This window comes from Kitasatospora sp. NPDC023176 (assembly GCF_055560495.1).
The window spans coordinates 39,776-61,157 of the sequence record NZ_JBVHIP010000039.1 but is presented as its reverse complement, the minus strand read 5'-3'; the positions used below and the strand labels follow the sequence as shown (position 1 = coordinate 61,157).

Annotated in this window: 19 protein-coding genes and 2 pseudogenes; 12 read left to right on the top strand and 9 right to left on the bottom strand. The window is 71.4% G+C overall.

Features of this window, described 5'->3' with window-relative positions; translation table 11 throughout:
• Nucleotides 1-213: 213 nt before the first annotated feature.
• Nucleotides 214-2,160: a potassium transporter Kup gene (locus tag ACZ3YL_RS35665; protein ID WP_465661574.1), complete on the bottom strand. Its 1,947-nt coding sequence runs from the start codon at nucleotides 2,158-2,160 to the stop codon at nucleotides 214-216.
• Between the two features lie 514 nt (nucleotides 2,161-2,674).
• The gene (locus tag ACZ3YL_RS35660; RefSeq protein ID WP_465661573.1) at nucleotides 2,675-3,094 is read right to left on the bottom strand and encodes an SAV_915 family protein; all 420 of its coding nucleotides are present in this window, start codon (nucleotides 3,092-3,094) and stop codon (nucleotides 2,675-2,677) included.
• Between the two features lie 171 nt (nucleotides 3,095-3,265).
• Here ACZ3YL_RS35660 and ACZ3YL_RS35655 point away from each other — a divergent pair, with 171 nt between their 5' ends.
• From ACZ3YL_RS35655 to ACZ3YL_RS35625, 7 genes and pseudogenes are all read left to right on the top strand, one after another.
• Nucleotides 3,266-3,451: a hypothetical protein gene (locus tag ACZ3YL_RS35655; RefSeq protein ID WP_465661571.1), complete on the top strand. Its 186-nt coding sequence runs from the start codon at nucleotides 3,266-3,268 to the stop codon at nucleotides 3,449-3,451.
• Nucleotides 3,448-3,537, top strand: coding sequence for a potassium-transporting ATPase subunit F (locus ACZ3YL_RS35650; protein WP_188304702.1), 90 nt, complete (start codon nucleotides 3,448-3,450; stop codon nucleotides 3,535-3,537). The genes ACZ3YL_RS35655 and ACZ3YL_RS35650 overlap by 4 nt, the downstream gene beginning before the upstream one ends.
• A 2-nt stretch (nucleotides 3,538-3,539) precedes the next feature.
• The gene (kdpA, locus tag ACZ3YL_RS35645; RefSeq protein ID WP_188304703.1) at nucleotides 3,540-5,204 is read left to right on the top strand and encodes a potassium-transporting ATPase subunit KdpA; all 1,665 of its coding nucleotides are present in this window, start codon (nucleotides 3,540-3,542) and stop codon (nucleotides 5,202-5,204) included.
• An 86-nt stretch (nucleotides 5,205-5,290) separates the two neighbouring features.
• Nucleotides 5,291-7,336 (top strand): potassium-transporting ATPase subunit KdpB, encoded by a 2,046-nt coding sequence (gene kdpB, locus ACZ3YL_RS35640; protein WP_465661591.1) that lies wholly within the window; start codon nucleotides 5,291-5,293, stop codon nucleotides 7,334-7,336.
• A gap of 44 nt (nucleotides 7,337-7,380) precedes the next feature.
• Nucleotides 7,381-8,016, top strand: a complete 636-nt coding sequence (gene kdpC / locus ACZ3YL_RS35635; protein WP_465661568.1) for a K(+)-transporting ATPase subunit C — start codon at nucleotides 7,381-7,383, stop codon at nucleotides 8,014-8,016.
• A 41-nt stretch (nucleotides 8,017-8,057) separates the two neighbouring features.
• Nucleotides 8,058-9,190: pseudogene (locus ACZ3YL_RS35630) on the top strand (universal stress protein); the annotation flags it as partial.
• A 90-nt stretch (nucleotides 9,191-9,280) separates the two neighbouring features.
• Complete coding sequence (locus ACZ3YL_RS35625) at nucleotides 9,281-10,057, top strand: DUF4118 domain-containing protein (RefSeq protein ID WP_465661566.1); 777 nt, start codon at nucleotides 9,281-9,283, stop codon at nucleotides 10,055-10,057.
• A gap of 126 nt (nucleotides 10,058-10,183) precedes the next feature.
• Here the strand turns inward: ACZ3YL_RS35625 and ACZ3YL_RS35620 are convergent, their stop codons facing one another.
• From ACZ3YL_RS35620 to ACZ3YL_RS35610, 3 genes are read right to left on the bottom strand one after another with little or no spacing between them, the layout of a single operon-like run.
• Nucleotides 10,184-10,360, bottom strand: coding sequence for a hypothetical protein (locus tag ACZ3YL_RS35620; protein ID WP_465661564.1), 177 nt, complete (start codon nucleotides 10,358-10,360; stop codon nucleotides 10,184-10,186).
• A gap of 48 nt (nucleotides 10,361-10,408) precedes the next feature.
• Nucleotides 10,409-11,119, bottom strand: coding sequence for a hypothetical protein (locus tag ACZ3YL_RS35615; protein ID WP_465661562.1), 711 nt, complete (start codon nucleotides 11,117-11,119; stop codon nucleotides 10,409-10,411).
• A gap of 25 nt (nucleotides 11,120-11,144) precedes the next feature.
• The gene (locus tag ACZ3YL_RS35610; protein WP_465661560.1) at nucleotides 11,145-11,624 is read right to left on the bottom strand and encodes a hypothetical protein; all 480 of its coding nucleotides are present in this window, start codon (nucleotides 11,622-11,624) and stop codon (nucleotides 11,145-11,147) included.
• 482 nt (nucleotides 11,625-12,106) lie between these two features.
• On the opposite strand from ACZ3YL_RS35610, the gene ACZ3YL_RS35605 reads away from it, so the two are divergent.
• Nucleotides 12,107-13,273, top strand: a complete 1,167-nt coding sequence (locus ACZ3YL_RS35605; RefSeq protein ID WP_465661558.1) for a nitric oxide synthase oxygenase — start codon at nucleotides 12,107-12,109, stop codon at nucleotides 13,271-13,273.
• Between the two features lie 4 nt (nucleotides 13,274-13,277).
• The gene (locus ACZ3YL_RS35600; RefSeq protein ID WP_188304710.1) at nucleotides 13,278-13,889 is read left to right on the top strand and encodes a hypothetical protein; all 612 of its coding nucleotides are present in this window, start codon (nucleotides 13,278-13,280) and stop codon (nucleotides 13,887-13,889) included.
• Nucleotides 13,890-13,904: 15 nt separating this feature from the next.
• Here ACZ3YL_RS35600 and ACZ3YL_RS35595 read toward each other — a convergent pair whose 3' ends face one another.
• The 4 genes from ACZ3YL_RS35595 to ACZ3YL_RS35580 all read right to left on the bottom strand — a co-directional run bounded on the left by ACZ3YL_RS35595 (nucleotide 13,905) and on the right by ACZ3YL_RS35580 (nucleotide 16,772).
• The gene (locus ACZ3YL_RS35595; RefSeq protein WP_465661555.1) at nucleotides 13,905-14,753 is read right to left on the bottom strand and encodes a hypothetical protein; all 849 of its coding nucleotides are present in this window, start codon (nucleotides 14,751-14,753) and stop codon (nucleotides 13,905-13,907) included.
• 229 nt (nucleotides 14,754-14,982) lie between these two features.
• Entirely contained in the window at nucleotides 14,983-15,390 is a 408-nt protein-coding gene (locus ACZ3YL_RS35590; RefSeq protein ID WP_465661553.1) for a nuclear transport factor 2 family protein, read from the bottom strand.
• Nucleotides 15,391-15,395: 5 nt separating this feature from the next.
• Nucleotides 15,396-16,250 carry an alpha/beta fold hydrolase gene (locus tag ACZ3YL_RS35585; protein ID WP_465661551.1) on the bottom strand — a complete coding sequence of 285 codons (855 nt, stop codon included), beginning with the start codon at nucleotides 16,248-16,250 and terminating at the stop codon, nucleotides 15,396-15,398.
• A 57-nt stretch (nucleotides 16,251-16,307) separates the two neighbouring features.
• Nucleotides 16,308-16,772, bottom strand: coding sequence for a winged helix-turn-helix transcriptional regulator (locus ACZ3YL_RS35580; RefSeq protein ID WP_317621042.1), 465 nt, complete (start codon nucleotides 16,770-16,772; stop codon nucleotides 16,308-16,310).
• Nucleotides 16,773-17,352: 580 nt separating this feature from the next.
• Here ACZ3YL_RS35580 and ACZ3YL_RS35575 point away from each other — a divergent pair.
• From ACZ3YL_RS35575 to ACZ3YL_RS35565, 3 genes and pseudogenes are all read left to right on the top strand, one after another.
• Entirely contained in the window at nucleotides 17,353-18,363 is a 1,011-nt protein-coding gene (locus tag ACZ3YL_RS35575) for an aldo/keto reductase (RefSeq protein WP_465661549.1), read from the top strand.
• Nucleotides 18,364-18,610: 247 nt separating this feature from the next.
• Nucleotides 18,611-18,921, top strand: a pseudogene (locus ACZ3YL_RS35570) (amino acid transporter); the annotation flags it as partial.
• Between the two features lie 61 nt (nucleotides 18,922-18,982).
• Entirely contained in the window at nucleotides 18,983-21,373 is a 2,391-nt protein-coding gene (locus ACZ3YL_RS35565; RefSeq protein WP_465661547.1) for a sensor histidine kinase, read from the top strand.
• Nucleotides 21,374-21,382: the final 9 nt, after the last annotated feature.

Genomic DNA, 21,382 nt, shown 5'->3' with positions numbered 1-21,382 from the left:
TCTCGGGGCTGGGTTGTACTATGCGTATCGGTATTACACCCGGCTTACGGTGGGGGTGCCGAGGTAGGGGGGGGCCCCCGCCCCACCGGCCGGGCCGCCACCGTGTCGTGTACGAGATCGTGGCTGAGCGGTCGGCTCCCGGGCTACGCGGTCCACCAGGGAGGACGACGGAGCCCGGGGCCGAGGCGCGTCCGAACCGTGTTGAGGACGCGCCTACACCTCGATGTGCGCGCCCATGATGACCGTGTGCTCGCGGGGGAGACCGAAGTACTCGGCGGCGTCGGCCGTGATGTAGGAGGTGGCGATGAACAGTCGCTTGCGCCAGGGGGCCATGGTCGGGGCCTTTCCGCGCCGGAGCTCGATCTTGGACAGGAAGTAGGACGCCTGGTCGAGCTGCAACGGCCCCTCCGTCAGGGTGGGGTCGAGCATCGAGAGCGCGCCCGGCACGTCCGGTGTCTCCATGTAGCCGAACCGGGCGGTGACGTGGATGATCCCGTCCTCTGCGTATCCGAGGTCGTCGACGGTGAGCCGCCGGTCGTCGGGGAGGCGCGGCAGCGGCTCGGTCTCGATGGACAGGATGACGACGTGGTCGTGCCGGACGTGGTTGTGCTCGACGTTGGCCCGCATGGCCAGCGGCGCCGTCTGCTTGCCGCGGTTCAGGAAGACCGCGGTGCCGGGCACTCGCAGCGCCGGCACCGCCCCGGTGTGCAGGCGGTCGACGAACTCGCGCAAGGGGCCCTCGTGCCGTGCCCGCTCGGCAGTGACGACCTCGCGCCCGTGCTGCCAGGTCGTCATGACGGTGAACACGGTGACGCCGATCAGCAGCGGCAGCCACGCGCCGTGGGCGAGCTTGGTCACGTTGGCCGCGACGAACAGCAGGTCCACGGTGAGCAGCACCGTCGCGCCGGAGACGAGCAGCCAGACCGGGGTGGCCCACCGTGCCCGCGCGACGTAGAAGAAGAGCAGCGTGGAGATGGTGATGGTTCCGGTGACCGCCATGCCGAACGCGAAGGCCAGCGCGGCGGAGCTGCGGAAGGCGAAGACCAGGGTGAGCACCGAGACCATCAGCAGCCAGTTGATCCAGGGGACGTAGATCTGGCCCATGGTGGACTCGGAGGTGTGTGCGATGCGCAGCCTCGGCAGGTAACCGAGCTGGGCGGCCTGGGAGGTGACGGAGTAGGCGCCGGTGATCACCGCCTGGGAGGCGATCACCGTCGCGACCGTGGCCAGTACGACCATCGGCAGTCGTCCCCAGTGGGGAACGAGCAGGAAGAACGGGCTGCTCACCCGGGCCGGATCGGCGAGGATCAGCGCGCCCTGACCGAGGTAGCTCAGGGTGCAGGCGGGGAAGACGAGGACCAACCAGGCCCGGGTGATCGACCGGCGGCCGAAATGCCCCATGTCGGCGTAGAGCGCCTCGGCGCCGGTGACCGCGAGCACGACGGCGGCCAGGGCGAAGAACGCGGTGCCGAAGTGGCCGAACAGGAAGCCCAGGGCGTAGGTCGGTGACAGTGCCCTGAGGATCTGTGGGTGGTCGGCGATGCCGGTCACGCCGCAGGCCCCGATGGCGACGAACCAGGCGATCATGATCGGTCCGAACAGTCGGCCCACCGCCGCGGACCCCCTGCGCTGCACCAGGAACAGCAGCACGATGATCACCGCGGTGAGTGGTACGACGGTGCTTTCCAGCGACGGCTCGACGACCTTCAGCCCTTCGATCGCCGACAGCACCGAGATCGCGGGGGTGATCATGCTGTCGCCGAAGAACAGCGACGCGCCGAAGATGCCGAGTGCGGCCAGTACGGCCGTGGTCCGTCGGCCCTCTGGTGAGCCGGACCGTCGCAGCAGGGTGATCAGTGCCATGATGCCGCCCTCGCCGTCGTTGTCGGCGCGCATCGCCAGGAACACGTAGGTGATCAGGACGATGATCACCACCGACCAGAACACCAGCGACACCACCCCGTACACGTTCTCCGTGGTGACCGGGACGGGGTGCGGGTCGCCCGGATTGAAGACGGTCTGGAGGGTGTAGATCGGGCTGGTTCCGATGTCGCCGAAGACCACCCCGAGCGCGGCGATCACCACCGCCGGACGCACGGAGTCGTGCACGCCTTGACGAGGAACGTCCGGCTGCCGCGCAGGGGAGTCGCTGTCGGCCATGGTGGACCTCCTCCGTGCGGGGGCTGCTGGGCCGCAGACCAGGGGCATCCTGGCGGACGATACCGATCCCGCCGTGCGATCGTAGGGAGGCGTGCGCCGCCGCTCCCCGAACGGCCGGTTGTGTGAAGGGGGTCCCGGGGCGGCGCATGCGGATGCCCTTGGCAGTAGTGGCCAAGGGCATCGGTGTGTTCGTACGGGTCCTGCGGGAGTCGGCGCGGGCCGGCGGGGCCGGGCGCCGGGGCGGCCGTCCCGTTCGTGCCGGGTCTGACCGGCGTGGTCGCGGACATCAGAACCTCTTCGGACGGATCGGGGGCGGAACGGGGTGGCCGACCGGGACGGCGGCGACCGGCAGGCCCACGGCGTTGTCGGCACGCATGTGCCGCTCGTCGCTGTGCGACGGCGCCCGCGCCGGGGCCTGCGCCGGGGCGGGTGGGCAGGGTGGACCTCCGGGCGGCGGCCGGGGCAAGGGCAGGCGCCGCCCGGAGGGGACTCGGGGAGGGGACGGTCGGGGCTGTCAGGCGGCGGGCACCTGGCCCGGCCGCAGCGGGACCTGGCGCAGCGCGGGGGACGGTGCCGGGCGCGGGGCCCGCTCGTACGGCGAGGACGAGCGGGTGACGAGGTCCTGCGCGGACTGCGGCAGCGGCGTCGGCGCGGGCGCGGCGAGCTGCGGGTCGACGGTCAGCGTCGTGACGCCGAGCGGCTCGGTGAGGGCGCGCAGCGCGGGCTCGGCGAGGACGATCCAGGGCTGGTCGGGGCCCAGGACGGCGGCCAGGCGCTGCGGGGAGGTGAAGGCGACCGCCGTGCGGTTGCCGAGCGCGGTACGGACGAGCCGGGCCGTGTGGCCGAGGGGACCCGACCGGACGGGTACCAGGAGCTGTCCGGCCGGGTTGCGCTCGCAGGGCTCGGGGTCCCCGGTGCTCAGGTGCTGGTTCATGGCCTGCCTTCACGGGGGTGCGGTGGGACGGTGGTCGCATCCCGCGATCTCCGGGGCGCGGCAGTGACGCTATGCCCGCGGACCCGGGGGGAGCGCCGGGCCCTGACGCGTCCCTGATCCCGAGCATCCGTTTCCTTATGGCGTGTTGACGGTCCCTGGGGATGGCGCCCGGTGACGTCCCGGACGGCGTACGAGAAGTCGGCAGGTCCGAAGCGTCCGGCCGAGACTCGGAGCATCGGAGCTGGCAGCCGATCGGAAGCGGAGCGTGATCGCATGGCGGACCTGGCGTACATCGGCGTGACGGTGCTCGTCTTCGCCGTCCTCGCCCTGCTGGCCAAGGGGGTCGAGCGGCTGTGACGGGCGACAACGTCCTCGGGCTCGTGGTGGCGGGCGCGATCGTCGGCTACCTGGTGCTGGCCCTCGTCTTCCCGGAGAGGTCCTGAGGGTGGATCCGGCCCTCGCCGGGGTCCTACAGGCGCTGGCCCTGGCCGCCGCGCTGGCGCTGTCGCACCGGCCGCTGGGCGACTACCTGGCACACGTGCTGACGACCCGCAGGCACCTGCGGATCGAACGCGGCGTCTACCGGCTGATCGGCGTGAACGCGGAGGCCGACCAGACCTGGCCGTCCTACCTGCGGGGCGTGCTGGCCTTCTCGGCGGTCTCGGTGCTGTTCCTCTTCGCCTTCCTGCGGCTGCAGAGCCATCTCTGGCTCTCCCTCGGCTTCCCCGACGTGCCCGCCGCGCTCGCCTGGAACACCGCGGTGTCGTTCGTCACCAACACCAACTGGCAGTCCTACAGCGGCGAATCCACGATGGGTCACCTCGTGCAGATGGCGGGGCTGGCGGTACAGAACTTCGTGTCCGCGGCCGTCGGCATCGCCGTCGTCGCCGCGCTGATCCGCGGCTTCGCCCGCAGCGGCACCGACCGGGTGGGCAACTTCTGGGTGGACGTCACGAGGACCGTCCTGCGGCTGCTGCTGCCGGTGTCGGTGGTGTTCGCCGTCGTCTTCGTGGCGTCCGGCATGGTCGAGAACCTGCACGCGGCCGGCCCGATCGCCACCGTGGCCGGCGGGACCCAGACCCTCACCGGCGGACCGGTCGCCTCCCAGGAGGTCATCAAGCTCCTGGGCACCAACGGCGGCGGGTTCTACAACGCCAACTCGGCCCACCCGTTCGAGAACCCGAACCCGCTGACCAACTGGCTGGAGGTCTACCTCCTGCTGGTCATCGGCTTCGCGCTGCCCCGCACCTTCGGCACGATGGTCGGCGACCGGCGCCAGGGCCGCGCGATCGTCGCCGTCATGGCCCTGATCTGGATCGCCTCCACGGGCCTGACGTCCCTCTTCGAGTGGCAGCACGAAGGCTCGGCACTGAGGGCGGCGGGGGCCGCCATGGAGGGCAAGGAGGTGCGCTTCGGGATCCCGGCCTCCACCCTGTTCGCCGCCGGCACCACGCTGACGTCGACCGGCGCGACGAGCTCCGCGCACGACTCGTTCACCCCACTCGGCGGCGGCGTGCTGCTCCTCGACATGATGCTCGGCGAGATCGCCCCCGGCGGCACCGGCTCCGGCCTCTACGGCATCCTGGTGCTCGCCGTCGTCACCGTCTTCGTCGCCGGGCTGATGGTCGGCCGCACGCCCGAGTACCTGGGCAAGAAGCTCGGCGGACGGGAGATGAAGTTCGCCTCCCTGTACATCCTCGCCACCCCGGCCGTCGTCCTCGTCGGCACCGGCACGGCGATGACCTTCCACGGGGAGCGGTCGGCGGCCCTCAACTCCGGCCCGCACGGCTTCTCCGAGGTCCTGTACGCCTTCACCTCCGCCGCGAACAACAACGGCTCCGCCTTCGCCGGCCTCACCGCCACCAGCACCTGGTGGGAGACCGCCCTCGGGCTGGCCATGCTCTTCGGCCGCCTGGTGCCGATGGTCTTCGTCCTCGCCCTGGCCGGATCGCTCGCGCGGCAGAGCACCGTCCCCGTGACGGCCGGCACCCTGCCCACCCACCGGCCCCTGTTCGTCGGCATGCTGAGCGGCGTGGTGCTGATCGTGGTCGGGCTCACCTACTTCCCGGCCCTCGCGCTCGGGCCGCTGGCGGAAGGACTGCGCCGGTGACGGCCGCCGCACCCGACCCCGTGGACCCCGGCCGGCCCGGGTCCGCCCCGGCCGCGCACGAGGCGCACCGGGTCTCCGGCGGGCTCATGGACCCCAAGCAGCTCGTCCGCTCCCTGCCCGACGCCCTGCGCAAGCTCGACCCCCGCGTGATGGTCCGCCACCCGGTCATGTTCGTCGTCGAGGTCGGCTCGCTGCTGACCACCTACTCCGCGATCCGGCACAGCAGCCTGTTCGCCTGGCTGATCACGGCCTGGCTCTGGCTGACGGTGGTCTTCGCCAACCTCGCCGAGGCCGTCGCCGAGGGCCGCGGCAAGGCCCAGGCCGACACGCTGCGCCGCACCCGCACCGAGGCTGTCGCCCGCCGCATCACCGGGCCGTGGCACGCAGGGCTCGCGGACGTCCCCGAGGAGACCGTGCCCGCGGCCGACCTGCACCTGGGCGACCACGTGATCGTCGAGGCCGGGCAGCTGATCCCCGGCGACGGCGACGTCGTCGAGGGCGCCGCCTCCGTCGACGAATCGGCCATCACGGGCGAGTCGGCGCCGGTCATCCGGGAGTCCGGCGGCGACCGCAGCGCCGTCACCGGCGGCACCAAGGTGCTCTCGGACCGGATCGTCGTGAAGATCACCTCCAAGCCCGGGGAGACCTTCATCGACCGGATGATCGCCCTGGTCGAGGGCGCCGCCCGACAGAAGACGCCCAACGAGATCGCGCTCGACATCCTGCTGGCCTCGCTCACCATCATCTTCCTGCTCGCCGTGGTCACCCTCCAGCCGATGGCCGCCTACGCGGGCGCCGAGCAGACCCTCGTCGTCCTGATCGCCCTCCTGGTGGCGCTGATCCCGACCACCATCGGCGCGCTGCTGTCCGCGATCGGCATCGCGGGCATGGACCGCCTGGTGCAGCGCAACGTCCTCGCCCTCTCCGGCCGCGCCGTCGAGGCGGCGGGCGACGTGTCGACGCTCCTGCTGGACAAGACCGGCACGATCACCTTCGGCAACCGGCAGGCCACCGAGTTCACCCCGGTCGGCGGCGTCGACGTCCGCCGCCTCGCCGACGCCGCGCAGTTGTCCTCCCTCGCCGACGAGACCCCCGAAGGCCGGTCCGTCATCGTCCTCGCCAAGGAGGCGTACGGGCTGCGGGCCCGCACCCAGGACGAGATCGGCCAGGCCGAGTGGATCGCGTTCTCCGCCCAGACCCGGATGAGCGGCGCCGACCTGCGCGAAGGGGAGGAAGGCGGGCTGCGGCGCATCCGCAAGGGCGCCGCCGCAGCCGTGGTCAGCTGGGTGCAGGACAACGGCGGCACGCCCGGCACCGAGATCGGCCCGCTCGTCGACGCCATCTCCGCGGCCGGCGGCACGCCCCTCGTGGTCGCCGAGCAGCGCGCCGACGGCCCCGCGGCCGTCCTCGGCGTCATCCACCTCAAGGACGTCGTCAAGCACGGCATCCGCGAGCGCTTCGAGGACCTGCGGCGGATGGGCATCCGCACCGTCATGATCACCGGCGACAACCCGCTGACCGCCCGCGCCATCGCCGAGGAGGCCGGCGTCGACGACTTCCTCGCCGAGGCCACGCCCGAGGACAAGATGGCCCTCATCCGCCGGGAACAGGGCGGCGGCAAACTCGTCGCGATGACCGGCGACGGCACCAACGACGCCCCCGCCCTCGCCCAGGCCGACGTCGGCGTCGCCATGAACACCGGCACGTCGGCCGCCAAGGAGGCCGGCAACATGGTCGACCTCGACTCCAACCCCACCAAGCTGATCGAGATCGTCGAGATCGGCAAGCAACTCCTCATCACCCGCGGCGCCTTGACGACCTTCTCGATCGCCAACGACGTCGCCAAGTACTTCGCGATCATCCCCGCGATGTTCGCCGGGGTCTACCCCAGCCTCAAGCACCTCAACATCATGGGCCTGCACAGCCCGCAGTCCGCGATCACCTCGGCGATCGTCTTCAACGCGCTGATCATCGTCGCCCTCATCCCGCTCGCTCTGCGCGGCGTGCGCTACAAGCCGTCCAGCGCCTCCGCGCTGCTGCGCCGCAACCTCGGCGTGTACGGGGTGGGCGGGCTCGTCCTGCCCTTCCTCGGCATCAAACTCCTCGACCTCGTCGTGCAGTTCTTCTACTGAAAGGTTCCTCCACCAGGCGGTACCCGGTAGGAAAGGAGTGCCCCATGCGGACCCCGCCGCTCGCCTTCATCCGCCTCCATCTGACCGCGCTGCGCCTGGTGCTGGTCCTCACCGCGGTCTGCGGCCTGGCCTACCCGCTGCTGATCACCGGGTTCTCCCAACTCGTGCTCTCCGGGCAGGCCAACGGCTCGCAGGTTCGGCAGGACGGCCAGGTCGTCGGGTCGAGCCTGCTCGGGCAGGCCTTCGACCTGCCGAAGAAGAACCCGGCCGACCAGAAGGAACAGCCGGTGCCGGATCCGAAGTGGTTCCAGCCCCGCCCGTCGGCGGCCGGCGCCGGTTACGACCCGACCGCCTCCGGCGCCTCCGACCTCGGGCCGAACGACCTGGGGCTGACGAAGGCGATCCAGGACCGGCGCGCCGCCGTGGCGGCCTTCGACGGCGTCGACCCGGCCCGGGTGCCGCCGGACGCCGTCACCGCGAGCGGCTCGGGCCTCGACCCGCACATCTCCCCGGCCTACGCTTATGAGCAGGTCGACCGGGTCGCGAAGGCGCGCGGACTCGACCCTGCGGCCGTCCGCCGGCTGGTCGAGCTACACCGGCAGGGGCGTGCCCTGGGCTTCCTCGGCGGGCCGCGGGTCAACGTGGTCACCCTCAACCTCGCGCTCGCGCGGCTCGGCTGAGCGGCGGATCGGATCGGCCGAGCGTGAAGGGAGACCGTCCGGTGGCGCAGCACGACGCGCCGCAGGCGTCGACGGGACAGCAGCCCGGCCGCGGGCGCTTCAAGGTGTACCTCGGTGCCGCGCCGGGCGTGGGCAAGACCTTCCGCATGCTGGAGGAGGGTGCGCGGCGCAGGGCCCGCGGCACGGACGTGGTGGTGGGCCTGGTGGAGTGCCATGGCCGGCAGCGCACCGAGGGCATGCTCGCCGGCCTGGAGGTGGTCCCGCGCACCCGCCGAACCTACCGGGGCGCCGAGCTGACCGAGCTCGACCTCGACGCGGTGCTCGCCCGCGCGCCCCAGGTGGTGCTGATCGACGAGCTGGCCCACACCAACGTGCCCGGCGGCCGCCATCCCAAGCGCTGGCAGGACGTCGAGGAGCTGCTCGACGCGGGCATCGAGGTCATCACCACCGTGAACATCCAGCACCTGGAGTCGCTGAACGACGTGGTGCGGAAGATCACCGGCGTGGTGCAGCACGAGACCGTGCCCGACGAGGCGGTCCGGCGGGCCGACCAGATCGAGCTGGTGGACATGCCGCCCGAGGGGCTGCAGCGCCGGATGGTGCACGGCAACGTCTACGCGCCCGAGAAGGTGGACGCGGCGCTCTCCCACTACTTCCGCATCGGGAACCTCACCGCCCTGCGCCAGCTCGCGCTGCTCTGGCTGGCCGGGCGGGTCGACGAGCGGCTGCATGCCTACCGGGAGGAGCACGGGATCCACGAGGTGTGGGAGACGAGGGAGCGGGTCGTGGTCGCCCTGACCGGCGGGCCCGAGGGCGAGACGCTGATCCGCCGGCCGCCCGCATCGCCGCCCGCACCGGGGGAGGGGACCTCCTCGCCGTGCACGTGGTGCGCGAGGACGGCCTCTCCGATGAGGGATCCCAACTTCTCCGCCGCCAGCAGGAGTTGGTGGAGAGCCTAGGCGGGACCCTGCACCGGGTGGTCGGCGAGGACGTACCCCGGGCGCTGCTGGGCTTCGCCCGGGAGCACGACGCCACCCAGCTCGTCCTCGGTACCAGCCGCCGCGGTCGGCTCAGCCGCTTCCTCGCCGGTCCGGGCATCGGCGAGACCACCGTCGGCCTGTCCGGGGACATCGACGTCCACATGGTCACCCACGAGGCCGCCGCGCGCGGCCGCCACCACGGCGCGCAAGGATCGCGTTAACGGGACGGCCGGGCGCTTGCGTACGGCGCGCGGGCTGCTACACCGGAAGGCAGGAGGTGTGTCATGCCCCGATCCTCCCGGTTCGTCGGTCGCTTGCGGCGCCTGATGGCGGGGCCGTACTCGATGGTGGCGGCCGTCGTGATCCCGCTCGCGGTGAGCTTGGTACTGCTGCCGGCGCGCGGTCACCTGGCCAACACCAACGTCGCTCTGCTGCTGGTCGTCGTAGTGGTCGCGGTGGCCGCCGTGGGGCACCGGCTGGCCGGTGCCGTCGCGGCGCTGAGTGCCGCCGCGTGGTTCGACTTCTTCTTCACCCGCCCCTACGAGCGGTTCAGCATCAGCGACTCGTCCGACCTCACGACGGCGGTCCTGCTGCTCGCGGTCGGCCTCGCCGTGTCCCAACTCGCGTCCCGTGCACGGCGGTTCGAGGTCATCGCGGTCACCGATACCGGATACCTCGCGCGGATCCACCACGCTGCCGTGCTGGCCCGCTCGAAGCCCGCGCCGGCCGTGGTGGACCACGTCCGGGCCGAACTGGTCGACCTCCTCGTCCTGCGGGCGTGCCGGTTCGAGGACGGCTCCCTGCTCGGCCACCCGCCGCGCCTGGAGCACGACGGCTCGATCGTCGTCGGCCGCAAGCCGTGGCCGACCGAGGACCTGGGCATGCCCGCCGAGGACGTGGAGCTGAGGGTGTTCGCGCACGGCAGGTACGTCGGCCGCTTCATTCTCACACCCGTCCCCGGCAGCATCCCCGACCGCCAGGCCCTCCTCGTCGCCGTCACCCTCGCCGACCAGGCCGGGGCGGCCCTGGAGACCGCCACGGGCCACGTGACGGCGGCGTGAGCCGGCGCCCGGCCTGGTCAAGGGCCGGGCGCGCCACCAGGGGCTGCCGGCGTCCTTCGTCCCGGAGGCGCAGCCTCCCGGTGCGCCCGGTGCGGCGCCACCGGCCGGTCCGTGGGCGGCCGTTGTTCAGCGGGACTTCTTCCGCCTCGTCCAGCCCAGTGCGTAGGAGATCACCGAGGCCGTGAAGGCCGCCCCGCCGAGGATGCTCGCGTCATTGCGGGTGGAGTCCCACTCCGTGATGAGCGTGATCAGCGCCGCGAGAGCCAGGAGCCCGATGACGATGACGAGGCCAACTCGCGTCACCGGGCCCGTGCTTGACTCCTTCATCGAATTCGGCAGGGGTTCACCTACTTATCCGAAGGGGTTGCAGACGAAGCCGCCTGCTCCGATGGTGCCGAGCCAGTAGATGATGGTCCACCCGTCCCGGTGCTGGCAGACCTGGATCCCGCCGGCGATGACGCCGAGTGCGGCGGCGACGGCTCCGGCGTACGGGCCGCCGCCCAGCGCGGCCACCAGGCCGGCCACTCCGGCGCCGACCCAGAAGCCGCCCTCGACCTTGTTCGTGAGCCAGGAGTCCAGGCCCACCTCGATGCCGTACCAGTGTGTCTTGATGTAGCCGTCGTGGCCGCGCCAGGTGCTGTGCGGCACCGGGTGGCCGGTCGACTGCCCGACCTGGTCCAGGAGGGCGTCGGTCGGAACCGCCACGCCGTCGGGCGACATCTCGAGCTTCCCGCTCTTGATGTTGCCGTTGACCTGCGCCAGGTAGGACCGGAGCTGTTCGAGCTGCGCCTGCGGCACCTGCTTCAGGACCGAGGCCGGGGCGTCGAGCGAGTACCCGGACGCCGAGAAGGTCACGTAGCCGTTCAGTACGTGCAACGGGCTGGACGACGGGGCGAGTTCCCCGCCGGCCAGGCGGGCGCCGGCCGTGTGCGGCGCCGAGGGTCCGGCCTGGACCGGCTGCGGCTTCGCGGTGCCGGTCGCGGCCGACGCCGAGGGCGAGGCCGTCAGCAGGAGGCTGGTGGCCGCGAGCATCGCCACGCCGCCCAGAGAGGCACGCCTCATAACGTTCTTCACTATTCCCCCATGTTCATGTGACACCGATCCGTGATCGGCGCGGATCAATGCTCACACCAGTCACAGCAGTTGGGGTAGTCAGGGACTCGTCAATGTTTCGGTCGCCGTTGCGGAAGCCCGCTCGCGCCCCGTTGTCCGTCGCCTCAGGCAGCGTCTCGGCGAAGTGGCGGGCGGCGAGGCCGGCGGCCTCGCCGACGGTGGAGTCCCGGTCGTAGAAGTCGAACTGGTCGCCCGAGGTCCAGGCGAGGGTCTTCGGCCCGCCGAGGTCGGCGTGGAACTTCTCCGTGCCCTGCGGGGTAGCCGCGTCGCGGCTGGTGACTATCAGGGTGGGCGCGGTGATCCGGGACGCCGCCGGATGGGGGTCGAAGGTGAGCCACTGCGGCCAGGACATCACCGCGAACCGGTTGTCCCAGGCCGGAACGGCGCCGCGGGTGGCGTCCAGGTGGTAGTCGAAGGGCCCGAACATGGCGGCCCGCGGGTCCATGGTGCTCACGGCCGGTACGTAGTCGACCGGTTGACCCAGCTCGTACCGGTCCCGCGGGGCGAGCCCGAGGTCCGTCTTCTGCCGGACGCCCTCCGCACCGCCGTAGACGTCGCGGACCAGCGCGGCGTCGTGGAGCCACGGCGCGACCAGTGCCAGAAGTTGGCGATGTCCCGGGTGGTCGGCTCGGTGGCCCGTCAGGGTTCCATCATGACGTTGTCGGCCGCTCAGGGTCGGTTTCCGGCTCGAACCCCTGGTCCGCGGTGCGGGCTTCGTCCAGGTCGCGGCCGGGGATCTGCCCTGGATCTGCTACATCCAGGGTGTGAAGCCGACCGGGGCAGCCGTGAGTCCGTGATCGCGTCCATATGCGTTCCGTCAAAGCAAGCACACTGAGGGTTCGCGGCGCACCCATGGTGGGCTAGCGTTCGATCAGCGGGCATGTTTCGTACGGGTTAACTGGGTGCCCGCTCCTCGCCGTTGACAGGGGGCTCATCGTGACCACCTCAGGTCTCTGCGCACCAGCCGCCATCCCCGCTCAGCCGCCCACCGCACCCACCGCCGCCGAGGCGGCCGAGCTGGTGCGCCAACTCGCCGCCGAGGGACACCTCTCGGCCGAATCCGCCGAGCAGCGGGTCCGCGAGATGGCCGCGGAACTGGCCGCGACGGGTACCTACCGGCAGAGCTCGCAGGAGCTCCTGCTCGGCACTCGGATCGCCTGGCGCAACAATCCCCAGTGCATCGGCAAGTTCTACTGGAAAGGGCTTGAGGTCCGGGACTGCCGCGAGGTGGCGGCGGACGGCGGTGACGAGAGCGGGCTCTTCGAGGCGCTCGTGGAGCACCTGCGGCTGGCCTGGAACGGCGGGAAGGTACGGCTGCTGCTGAGCGTCTTCCCGCAAAGCCTGCCCGACCGGCCGGGCCCCCGGGTATGGAACCCCCAGCTCATCCGCTACGCCGGTTACCGGCAGCACGACGGGTCGGTGCTGGGCGATCCCGACAGCGTCGCCCTCACCGAGGCCGTGCAACGGCTCGGTTGGCGCGGTCAGGGCACCGAGTACGACGTCCTGCCGCTGGTCATCCAGTGGCCGGGCCGCGAACCCCGGTTCTTCGACCTGCCCTCGGACGCCGTACCCGAGGTGCGGATCAGCCACCCCGACCACCCGTGGTTCGAGCAACTGGGCCTGCGCTGGCACGCGTTCCCCACGATCTCCGACCAGAACCTCGAACTGGGCGGACTGCGCTACCCGTTGGCGCCGTTCAGTGCCTGGTACACCTGCACCGAGATCGGCGCCCGCAACCTTTCCGACACCAATCGCTACAACAAGCTGCCCGAGGTCGCCCGCGGGATGGGCCTGGACACCGGCCGCGACCGCACCCTGTGGCGCGACCGCGCGCTGCTCGAACTCACCGCGGCCGTACTGCACTCCTACGACCAGGCCGGAGTGTCCATCATCGACCACCACTTCGCCACCAAGCAGTTCGTGCGGCACGAGGAGCGCGAGCAGAAGAACGGCCGCAGCTGCCCGGCCGACTGGTCCGCCATCGTCCCGGCCACCAGCGGGTCGACCACGCCGGTCTGGCAGCGCCGCTACGAACCCACCCGGGAGCGCCCCAACTTCTTCCCGCAGCAGGCGCCCTGGCCACCCAGCGGCACCGAGGACTGAGCGAATGCCGCTCAGCTCGTTCGCCTCGTACGTGGTACCGGCCGCAGCGGTGCTCAACGTGTGCGGCAGCGGCGTCTACGCGCTGCGCACGCTGCGTGGCTCGGTCCGGCCCAACCCCGTCACCTGGCTGCTCTGGACACTCGCGCCCGGTGTGGCGTTCGCGGCCCAAGTCGCCCACCACGCCGGGCTGTCCGCAATCACCACGCTCAGTGTGGGGCTCGGTCCGCTGCTGGTCTGTCTCTGCGCCCTCAGCCGCCCGGAGTTGCGCTCCACCCGCCCACCGCCCGCTGAACTCTGCTGCGCGGGGCTCTGCGTGGGCGCGCTGGTCGGGTGGTGGCTCACCGCGGATCCGGACACCGCGCTCGCGCTGAGCATCCTGGCCGACGGGTGCGCCGCCCTCCCGACTGTGGTGAAGTGCTACCGGTACCCGGAGACCGAGGAGCGCACGGCCTACACCCTGATGGCAGTCAGCGCGGCGGTGACCCTGCTCACCCTGTCCGCCTGGACGTTCGCCGCAGCCGGCTTCTCGTGCTACCTGGTGGCGCTCTATGCCACGCTGCTGGTCCTGCTGCGTGGCCGCTCGGCCCGGCCCGGCCTTGATGCGCTCCAGCCCTGAGACGGCCTCCGAGCGTCAGCGCGCCGCCAGCAACCGCGCCGGGCCCTCCACCCTCGCCAGCCGCCAGGAGCGTGGGCGGGCCCGGCCCTGCGGATCGGCGTCCTGGATCCGTAGCCCGTCCCCGTCCCCGTTCAACTCCGGTGCCAGCTGCCCCCCGACGCGATTCGGCAGGGTGGAGCGGACGATCTCCCACCGGCCGGCGCGCACCCGGCCGATCGACACCTCGCAGTCCAGCAGCGCGGCCGCCTCGGCACGAGTCCCGCACCCGCTGACCTGCTCGGCGAGCGACAGCGGAAGCAACGGCGACAACGGAAGCAACGGCGACAACGGAAGCGACAGCGACTGCGCGGGCAGCGGCACGGACCGGTCCCGCGCGTAGGCGAACCACGAGCCCGCCCGGACCAGCACCCCCGCGCACCCCTGCGCCGGGTCCTCGAGCAGCGCGGCCGCCGGGGCCTCGGACGGCCGCTCAACGGCTACCCAGTGCTCCAGGTAGTCCTCGTGCAGGCCCTCCTCGACCAGCACCTCACCCTCCCAGCGCAGGGTGCCGGCGTCGGCCAGCGGCGCCGGCGGGTGCAGATCGATCCGGCGCACCCAGCCGAACGCGTCGCCCTGCTGAGCGAAGGTGCCGGCAAATCCCTTCTGCTCGCACAGGGCCAGCAGTTGCGGCCGGTCCAGGGTCGACAGAGCCGCCCTGCCGACCAGCTCGACCAGCCCGGGTGGCTGACGCAGGTCCCCGAAGAGCGAGGGCCCCTGGATCCAGCTGACAGCTGTGGCCCGGTCCGTGGAGCCGTCCACCTCGCGGACGAGCGTGCGCCGCCAGACGCCGTGCAGATCCTCGACCATCGGGCGGTCCTGGGCCATCAGCATCTCCTCGTCTCTGCGGCGCGGGGGCTGCCGACCGGCTGCGCGGTGACTACTACGCACTTGCCAAGAGCCTGGGCGGAGGTCTCGCCAAAACCTCGGTCACGCTCTTCCGGGCATCCTGCTACCGGGGCGTGTTCTTGATGGGTGCTCTGCCGGATGTGTTCGTGGAGGGCACCTCGGTGGAGGACTGGCAGGCGGTGTTCGACCTGGTCCGGTCGAGTGGTAGTCAGAGCAGGGTGCCGGGATCGACGGGCCCTGCCGTGATGTGCAGGCTGCGGATTCGCGGTGCCGCCTCGTCGCTCTGGTCGAGGTGGAAGATGTGCGTGAACGGGGCCCGCACGACGTTGTCGGGATCGGTCTTCTTGGCGATGGTCGCCTCGCCCCGAAGGATCAGCACGTCCCTGACGGTCCAGGTCTCGATCACCTCGTGCGTGGTGGTGAGCGGGGCGTCGATCTTCACGAAGAAGTCCTTGATGGCCTCGACTCCGTGTACGCGGGCCGTACCGAAGACCATCTCGGTGTCCTGGTCGAGGTTCGTGGCGAACGCGGTCGCGAATTCGAGGGTGTCGATCTCGTGCATGAAGGCGTGGACCCATCCGGGGGCTTCGCCGCGGTCGGTGGTGGTGGCGGTCATGCTGGTCAGATCCTTTCCAGCACGGGGAGTTCGGCGAGGAAGGCGTCGATCTCGGCGTTGACGGCCTGCGGGTTCTCGCGGGCGGCGAGGTGGCCGGTGTGCGGCAGCACTGTGAAGGTGGCGGTGGGGATCGCGTCGGCCATCCGGCGCACGGCGTGCACGGGGAACTGACTGTCCTCCTCGCCGGCGATCACGAGGACCGGGACGTGCTTGATCGTGGCGAGCAGGCGGTGTTCGTCGCGGCGGCCGATCAGGATGCTGCGCAGCGCCCAGGCGACCGACTTGGGGTCGTTGGTGAGTACGAACTTCAGGAACTCGACGAACTCCGGGCGTTCGGCCTCGGCGGTCGGCCCGGCGAAGGCGCCGCGGGCCGCTTTCAGGGCCAGTTGCGGCATCTTCGAGTTCAGGGACAGGTACCCGGCCAGCGCGGTGGCCCAGATGCTCTCGAAGGTCGTGGGGAGCGAGGCGGTGCAGTTGATGCCGACCGTCCCTGCCGAGCGGTCCGGGTGGTAGGCGGGGAAGACGCCGGCCAGCATGCCGCCCCAGCTGTTGCCGATGAGCACCGCCTTGTCGATGCACAGCGCGTCCTGGATCTCGACGAGCACGTCGGCGCACTGCTTGAGGTCGATGATCCGCCGCAGGGCGTCGGACTTGCCGTGTCCGGGGCTGTCGATGAGCAGCACGCGGTGGGTGGGGGCGAAGTGCTCGTACTGGTGGCGCCACATGGTGCCGTCCATCATCAGGCTCGGCCAGAAGATCAGGGGCGGGCTGTCCGCCTTGCCGCCGTCGCGCACGTTGATCAAGCCGAGGGAGGTGGGGATGAGCCGTTCGGTGACGCCGTCGAGCCAGGTCGTGGTCATGGCGATTCCTCTCTGACGGGGATCGTTCTCCACTCTCGTGCTAGGAGCATATTGCAACTAGTTCTCTTCTGCAACCAGTGGGACCAGGTTCGAGGCCAGGATCGGCCGGTGGCAGACGCTGCACGCCAGGTAGGGCTCGGTCTCCTCGCCGCAGACGGTGTGCAACAGCGGCCGACGCGGGCCGGTGCCGGCGGTCTGCGGATCCGGTCCGTGCTCCTCGGCCCAGCGGGTGATCGCCACGATCGCCGGCACGACCAGCTCGCGAGCGGCGTCCGAGAGCTCGTACTCGAACCACTGCTTGTCCTCGCGGTACGCCCGCCGCGTGAGCAGGCCCAGCTCGGTGAGGGCGTTCAGACGCGCGGTCAGGATGTTCGTCGAGATGCCGAGCGCGCGCTTCAGTTCGCCGAACCGCGCGGTGCCGAAGAAGACCTCGCGCAGGATCTGATAGTTCCAGCGCTCCGAGATCGTCGCCAGAAACGTCTGGCCGTGCTGGAACACGACGGGGTGCGAGTCGTTCGCCACGGGGCCACCTAGATTGCAGTTCGACACTAGTTTCATCATGCTACTGAACTTGATTGAGTGATGTCGGTGCCGTTCGCCTGACAGTTGGGTGCCGGCACCGATAGCCCTGGAGTGTGAGGTACGCGCAGGGCGGCGGGCTGACCGACGCCGAGAGGGCCACGCGGGAGCGGTTACGGCGCCGGGCTGTCGAGCGTTCGAGGGTGGTCGGAAGAACGGTGTCCACGCTCCGCGAAAACTGGTTCTGGATCACTTTCCGTGCGAGAGCCACGGAGTGTCACCGGAACCGCGATCATGACCGGGCGAGCCGTGTCTGCTCTGCTGCAATCGCCCACCACGCCTACTGGCAGGCGTCCTTGGCAATCGAGCGATGATCGATCGCGGCGACGGACCCGCGAGGGCGGTTTGCCGTCGAGGGGCTGAGTAGTGCCCCACGCGCTGGGCCGGGAATTGACGGTTCGTCACTCACTACTACTGGTTTCTCTGGTAGGTCTGACCAAAACGGTCAAAACCTGACAGGGTGCGCATGCCTCACGCCTTCGAATTTGCGTTAGAGCGCACTCCAACCCCTAGGTTCCGAACCATGCGATACGTCAAACTCGGAACGACCGGTCTGGAAGTCTCCGCCATCACTCTCGGCTGCATGAGCTTCGGCGAGCCGGACCGGGGCGGCGAGCCCTGGTCGCTGGGCGCGGACGCCAGCCGGGACATCATCAAGCAGGCCCTCGAGGGCGGCATCAACTTCCTCGACACGGCCAATGGGTACAGCGCCGGAAGCAGCGAGGAGATCGTCGGTCAGGCGGTCAAGGACTTCACCCGGCGCGAGGAGGTCGTTCTCGCCACGAAGGTCTGGATGCGGATGCACCCCGGACCGAACGGCGCGGGGCTGTCCCGCAAGGCGATCTTCGCCGAGCTCGACGCCTCCCTGAAGCGGTTGGGGACCGACTACATCGACCTGTACCAGATCCACCGCTGGGACTACGACACCCCGATCGAGGAGACCCTCGAGGCGCTGCACGACGCGGTCAAGTCCGGGAAGGTCCGCTACATCGGAGCCTCTTCCATGTACGCCTGGCAGTTCGCCAAGGCCCTCTACCTGGCTGACCTGAACGGCTGGACCCGGTTCGTGTCGATGCAGGACCACTACAACCTCATCCACCGAGAAGCGGAGCGGGAGATGTTCCCGCTCTGCGCAGACCAGGGCATCGGCGTGATCCCGTGGAGTCCGCTGGCGCGGGGCAGGCTGACGCGGGTCCGGGACACCGCCACGGCGCGTGCCGAGACCGACGAGGGCGGCAAGATCCTCTACCGCGACGGGGACCAGGCAGTGGCCGAGCGTGTCCACGAGATCGCGGGCAGGCGGGGTCTGTCCCCGGCCCAGGTCGCCCTGGCCTGGGTCATGCGCAACCCGGTGGTGACCTCGCCCATCGTCGGGGTCACCAAGCCGGCCCAACTGGCCGACGCGGTCGCCGCGGTGGACGTCGAACTCGACGATGACGAGGCCGCCTACCTGGAGGAGCCCTACCAGCCGCACGAGGCCGCCTACCTGGAGGAGTCCTTCTACAAGTCGCGCCCTGCGGCGGGCTCCCGGTAGTCCGGGCTACCGCCGGGCCTTCGACGAGTCCTTGGCCTCGGCCTTCTCGGGCCCGGCGGTGCCTGCGGGCGGTCGCGCGCACCTGCATGATCTGCCCGCTGCGCGGCCGCGCAGCGCACCAGGGCGCCCCGCTCACCGGGCCTGGGGGCCGGGCGGGCGGGGCGCCCTGGGTGGCCGACCCTAGCCGACCGGGCAGGCAGCAGTGCCACTGTCCGCCATTGCGCTCGCCCGCCAGCTACAGCGCTCGGTGAGGGCCCCGGACCCGTCCGAGTTCGAGTCGGTGCTGGAGGTGCGCGGCGAGGTGCTGCACGATCGCTACCGGGTGCCGTCGCTGGAGAGCTCCAGTGTTTCGACGCGCTGGCGGCCCTGTTGCTGACGATCCGGGACGGTACGGGACAGATCCCGCACAGCTACTTCGAGTGGACCGGGGGCAGCCCGGTCGGCCGCTTCCTGCGGTTCTTCCTGTTCGGCCAGGGCGAGGTCGCCCCGGTCACCCGGGAGGTGCTGCGCGAGGCGGAGCCGGACGGCTCCCGGCGCCCGCGGGTCCACGTCGGGTAGGGCCTGACTTCGGAAAAGGGCGGAGCATGGACGTGGAAGCGGAGGAGGTGGCCAGGCGGCGGTGACCGGGAAGCTGCGGGTGTTCCTGGGGGCGGCGCCGGGGGTGGGGAAGACGTACGCCATGCTCCGGGAGGGCCGGCGGCTGCGCGGCGAGGGGCTGGACGTGGTGGTCGGCCTGGTGGAGACGTACGGGCGGCGGGCTACGGAGGAGCAGCTGGGGGACCTGCCGGCGCTGCCCCGGCAGGCGGTGTCGTACCGGGGCATGGAGCTGACCGAGCTGGACGTGGACGCCCTGCTGGCGCGCCGCCCGTCGCTTGCGCTGGTGGACGAGCTCGCCCACACGAATGTGCCCGGCGGGCGGAACGAGAAGCGCTGGCAGGACGTGCGGGAGCTGCTGGAGGCCGGGATCGACGTGGCGACGACGCTCAACATCCAGCACCTGGAGAGCCTCAACGACGTCGTCGAGCAGATCACGGGTGTTGCGCAGCGCGAGACGATCCCCGACGAGGTGGTCCGGGCCGCCGACCGGGTGGAGCTGGTCGACCTGAGCCCGCAGGCGCTGCGCGCGCGCATGGCGCAGGGCGAGATCTACCCGCCGGACCGGATCGACGTGGCGCTGGACCACTACTTCCGGGCCGGCAACCTGGGCGCCCTGCGGGAGCTGGCACTGCTCTGGCTCGCGGACCGGGTGGAGGAGGAGCTGGCCGACTACCGGGCCCGGCACGGTATCCGGGCGCCCTGGGAGACCAAGGAACGGATCATGGTCGCGCTGAACGGTGCCCCCCAGGGCGAGCACCTGATCCGCCGGGGCGCCCGCACCGCGACCCGGGTGCACGGGGACCTGATCGGCGTGCACGTCCGGCTGGACGACGGCACGGCCGAGCGGGAGCCGCCAGGCCTGGCCGCCCAGCGGGCGCTGCTGCGGGAGCTGCACGGCACCTTCGTCGAGGTGAGCGGCGGCGATGTGGCCCGGACGCTGGTGGACTTCGCCCGGACGGAGAGCGCCACCCAGATCCTGCTCGGACCGACGAGTCGCAGCCGGCTGCGCGAGCTGCTCTCCGGCTCGGTGATCAACCAGGTGATCCGGCTGGCAGGCCCGATCGACGTACGTGTGCTGCCGCCGCCCGAGCCGGGACTGCTGGCGGTGCCGCCCGCGCCCCGGCGCCGTCGCCCGGCGCTGGTCCCGGCCGGGCGGCGCCGGTCGGCGTGGCTGCTCGGGCCGGTCGGGGCGATCGCGCTGGCCTGGGCACTGTCGCCGCTGCGCGACTCGCTCGGTCTGTCCGGCGCGTTGCTGTGCCTGCTGCTGGTGGTGGCGGGGACGGCCCGGACGGGTGGCCTGCTCCCGGCGGCGGGCAGTACGGCGGCCGGGGCGCTGGCGGCGGATTTCTTCTTCACCACGCCGTGGCACAGCCTGACGGTGGAGCGGGGCGCGGACGTCGCGGCGCTGGTGGTGTTCCTGGCGGTGGCCGGGGTGATCTCCCATCTGATCGACGGTCTGGCGCGGCGTTCGCAGCAGGCGGGCCGCGCGCGGGCGGAGGCGGCGGTGCTGGCCCGGCTGGCGGGGGAGACGGTGGAGTCCGGGCCGCGGGTCCTGCCCGAACTGGTGGCGGAACTGCGGCAGGTGTTCGGTCTGGACGGTGCCGCGGTGTTGGTGCGGACGGGCGGGCTCTGGCAGCCGGCGGCCTCGGCCGGGGCGACGGTGCCGCAGCGGCCCGACGAGGCGTCCTTCTCCGTCGACCTCGGCGAGGACGCGGTGCTGGTCCTGCGCGGCACCCCGCTCACGGAGGAGGACACCCGGCTGCTCGGCCCGTACGTCACGCAGTTGAGGCTGGCCCGGGAGTGGGAGCGGCTGGCCGCGCAGGCGTCGGCGGCGGACGTGCTCGCGCACACCGACGCGCTGCACACCGCGCTGCTGGAGGCGGTCGAGCAGGATCTGCGCGCGCCGCTGGCGGCGGTACGTCGGGAAGCCGAGCGGCTTCCGGACCCGGCCGAGGAGCGGATCGGTGCGGAGGTGGAGCGGATGGAGCGGCTGGTCGCCAACCTGCTGGACCTGAGCCGGCTGCGGGCCGGGGTGATGCCGGTGGTGCTGCGGCCGACTGCGGTGGGCGAGGTGGTCCGGGCGGCTGCGGACGGGGTGGCCGGGGTCCGGATCGACCTGGGATCGGGTCTGCCACGGGTGCTCGTCGATCCCGGGCTGCTGGAGCGGGTGCTGGTGGATGTCCTGACCTATGGGAGGACAGGATCGGGGCCGGTGGTGATCGACGCCGGCCCGGTGGCCGGGCGGGTGGACGTCCGGGTCACCGTGCGCGGTGACGAGGCCGTTGCCCGGGAGGTGCCGGGACTCGCGGTGGCGCGCGGCTTCGTGGAGGCGATGAACGGCGAACTGGTCGTCGAGGAGGCGCCGGGTGGCGGCACCGCCTTCGTGATCAGCCTGGCTCGCGCGGTGGGCTGATGTCGTGCC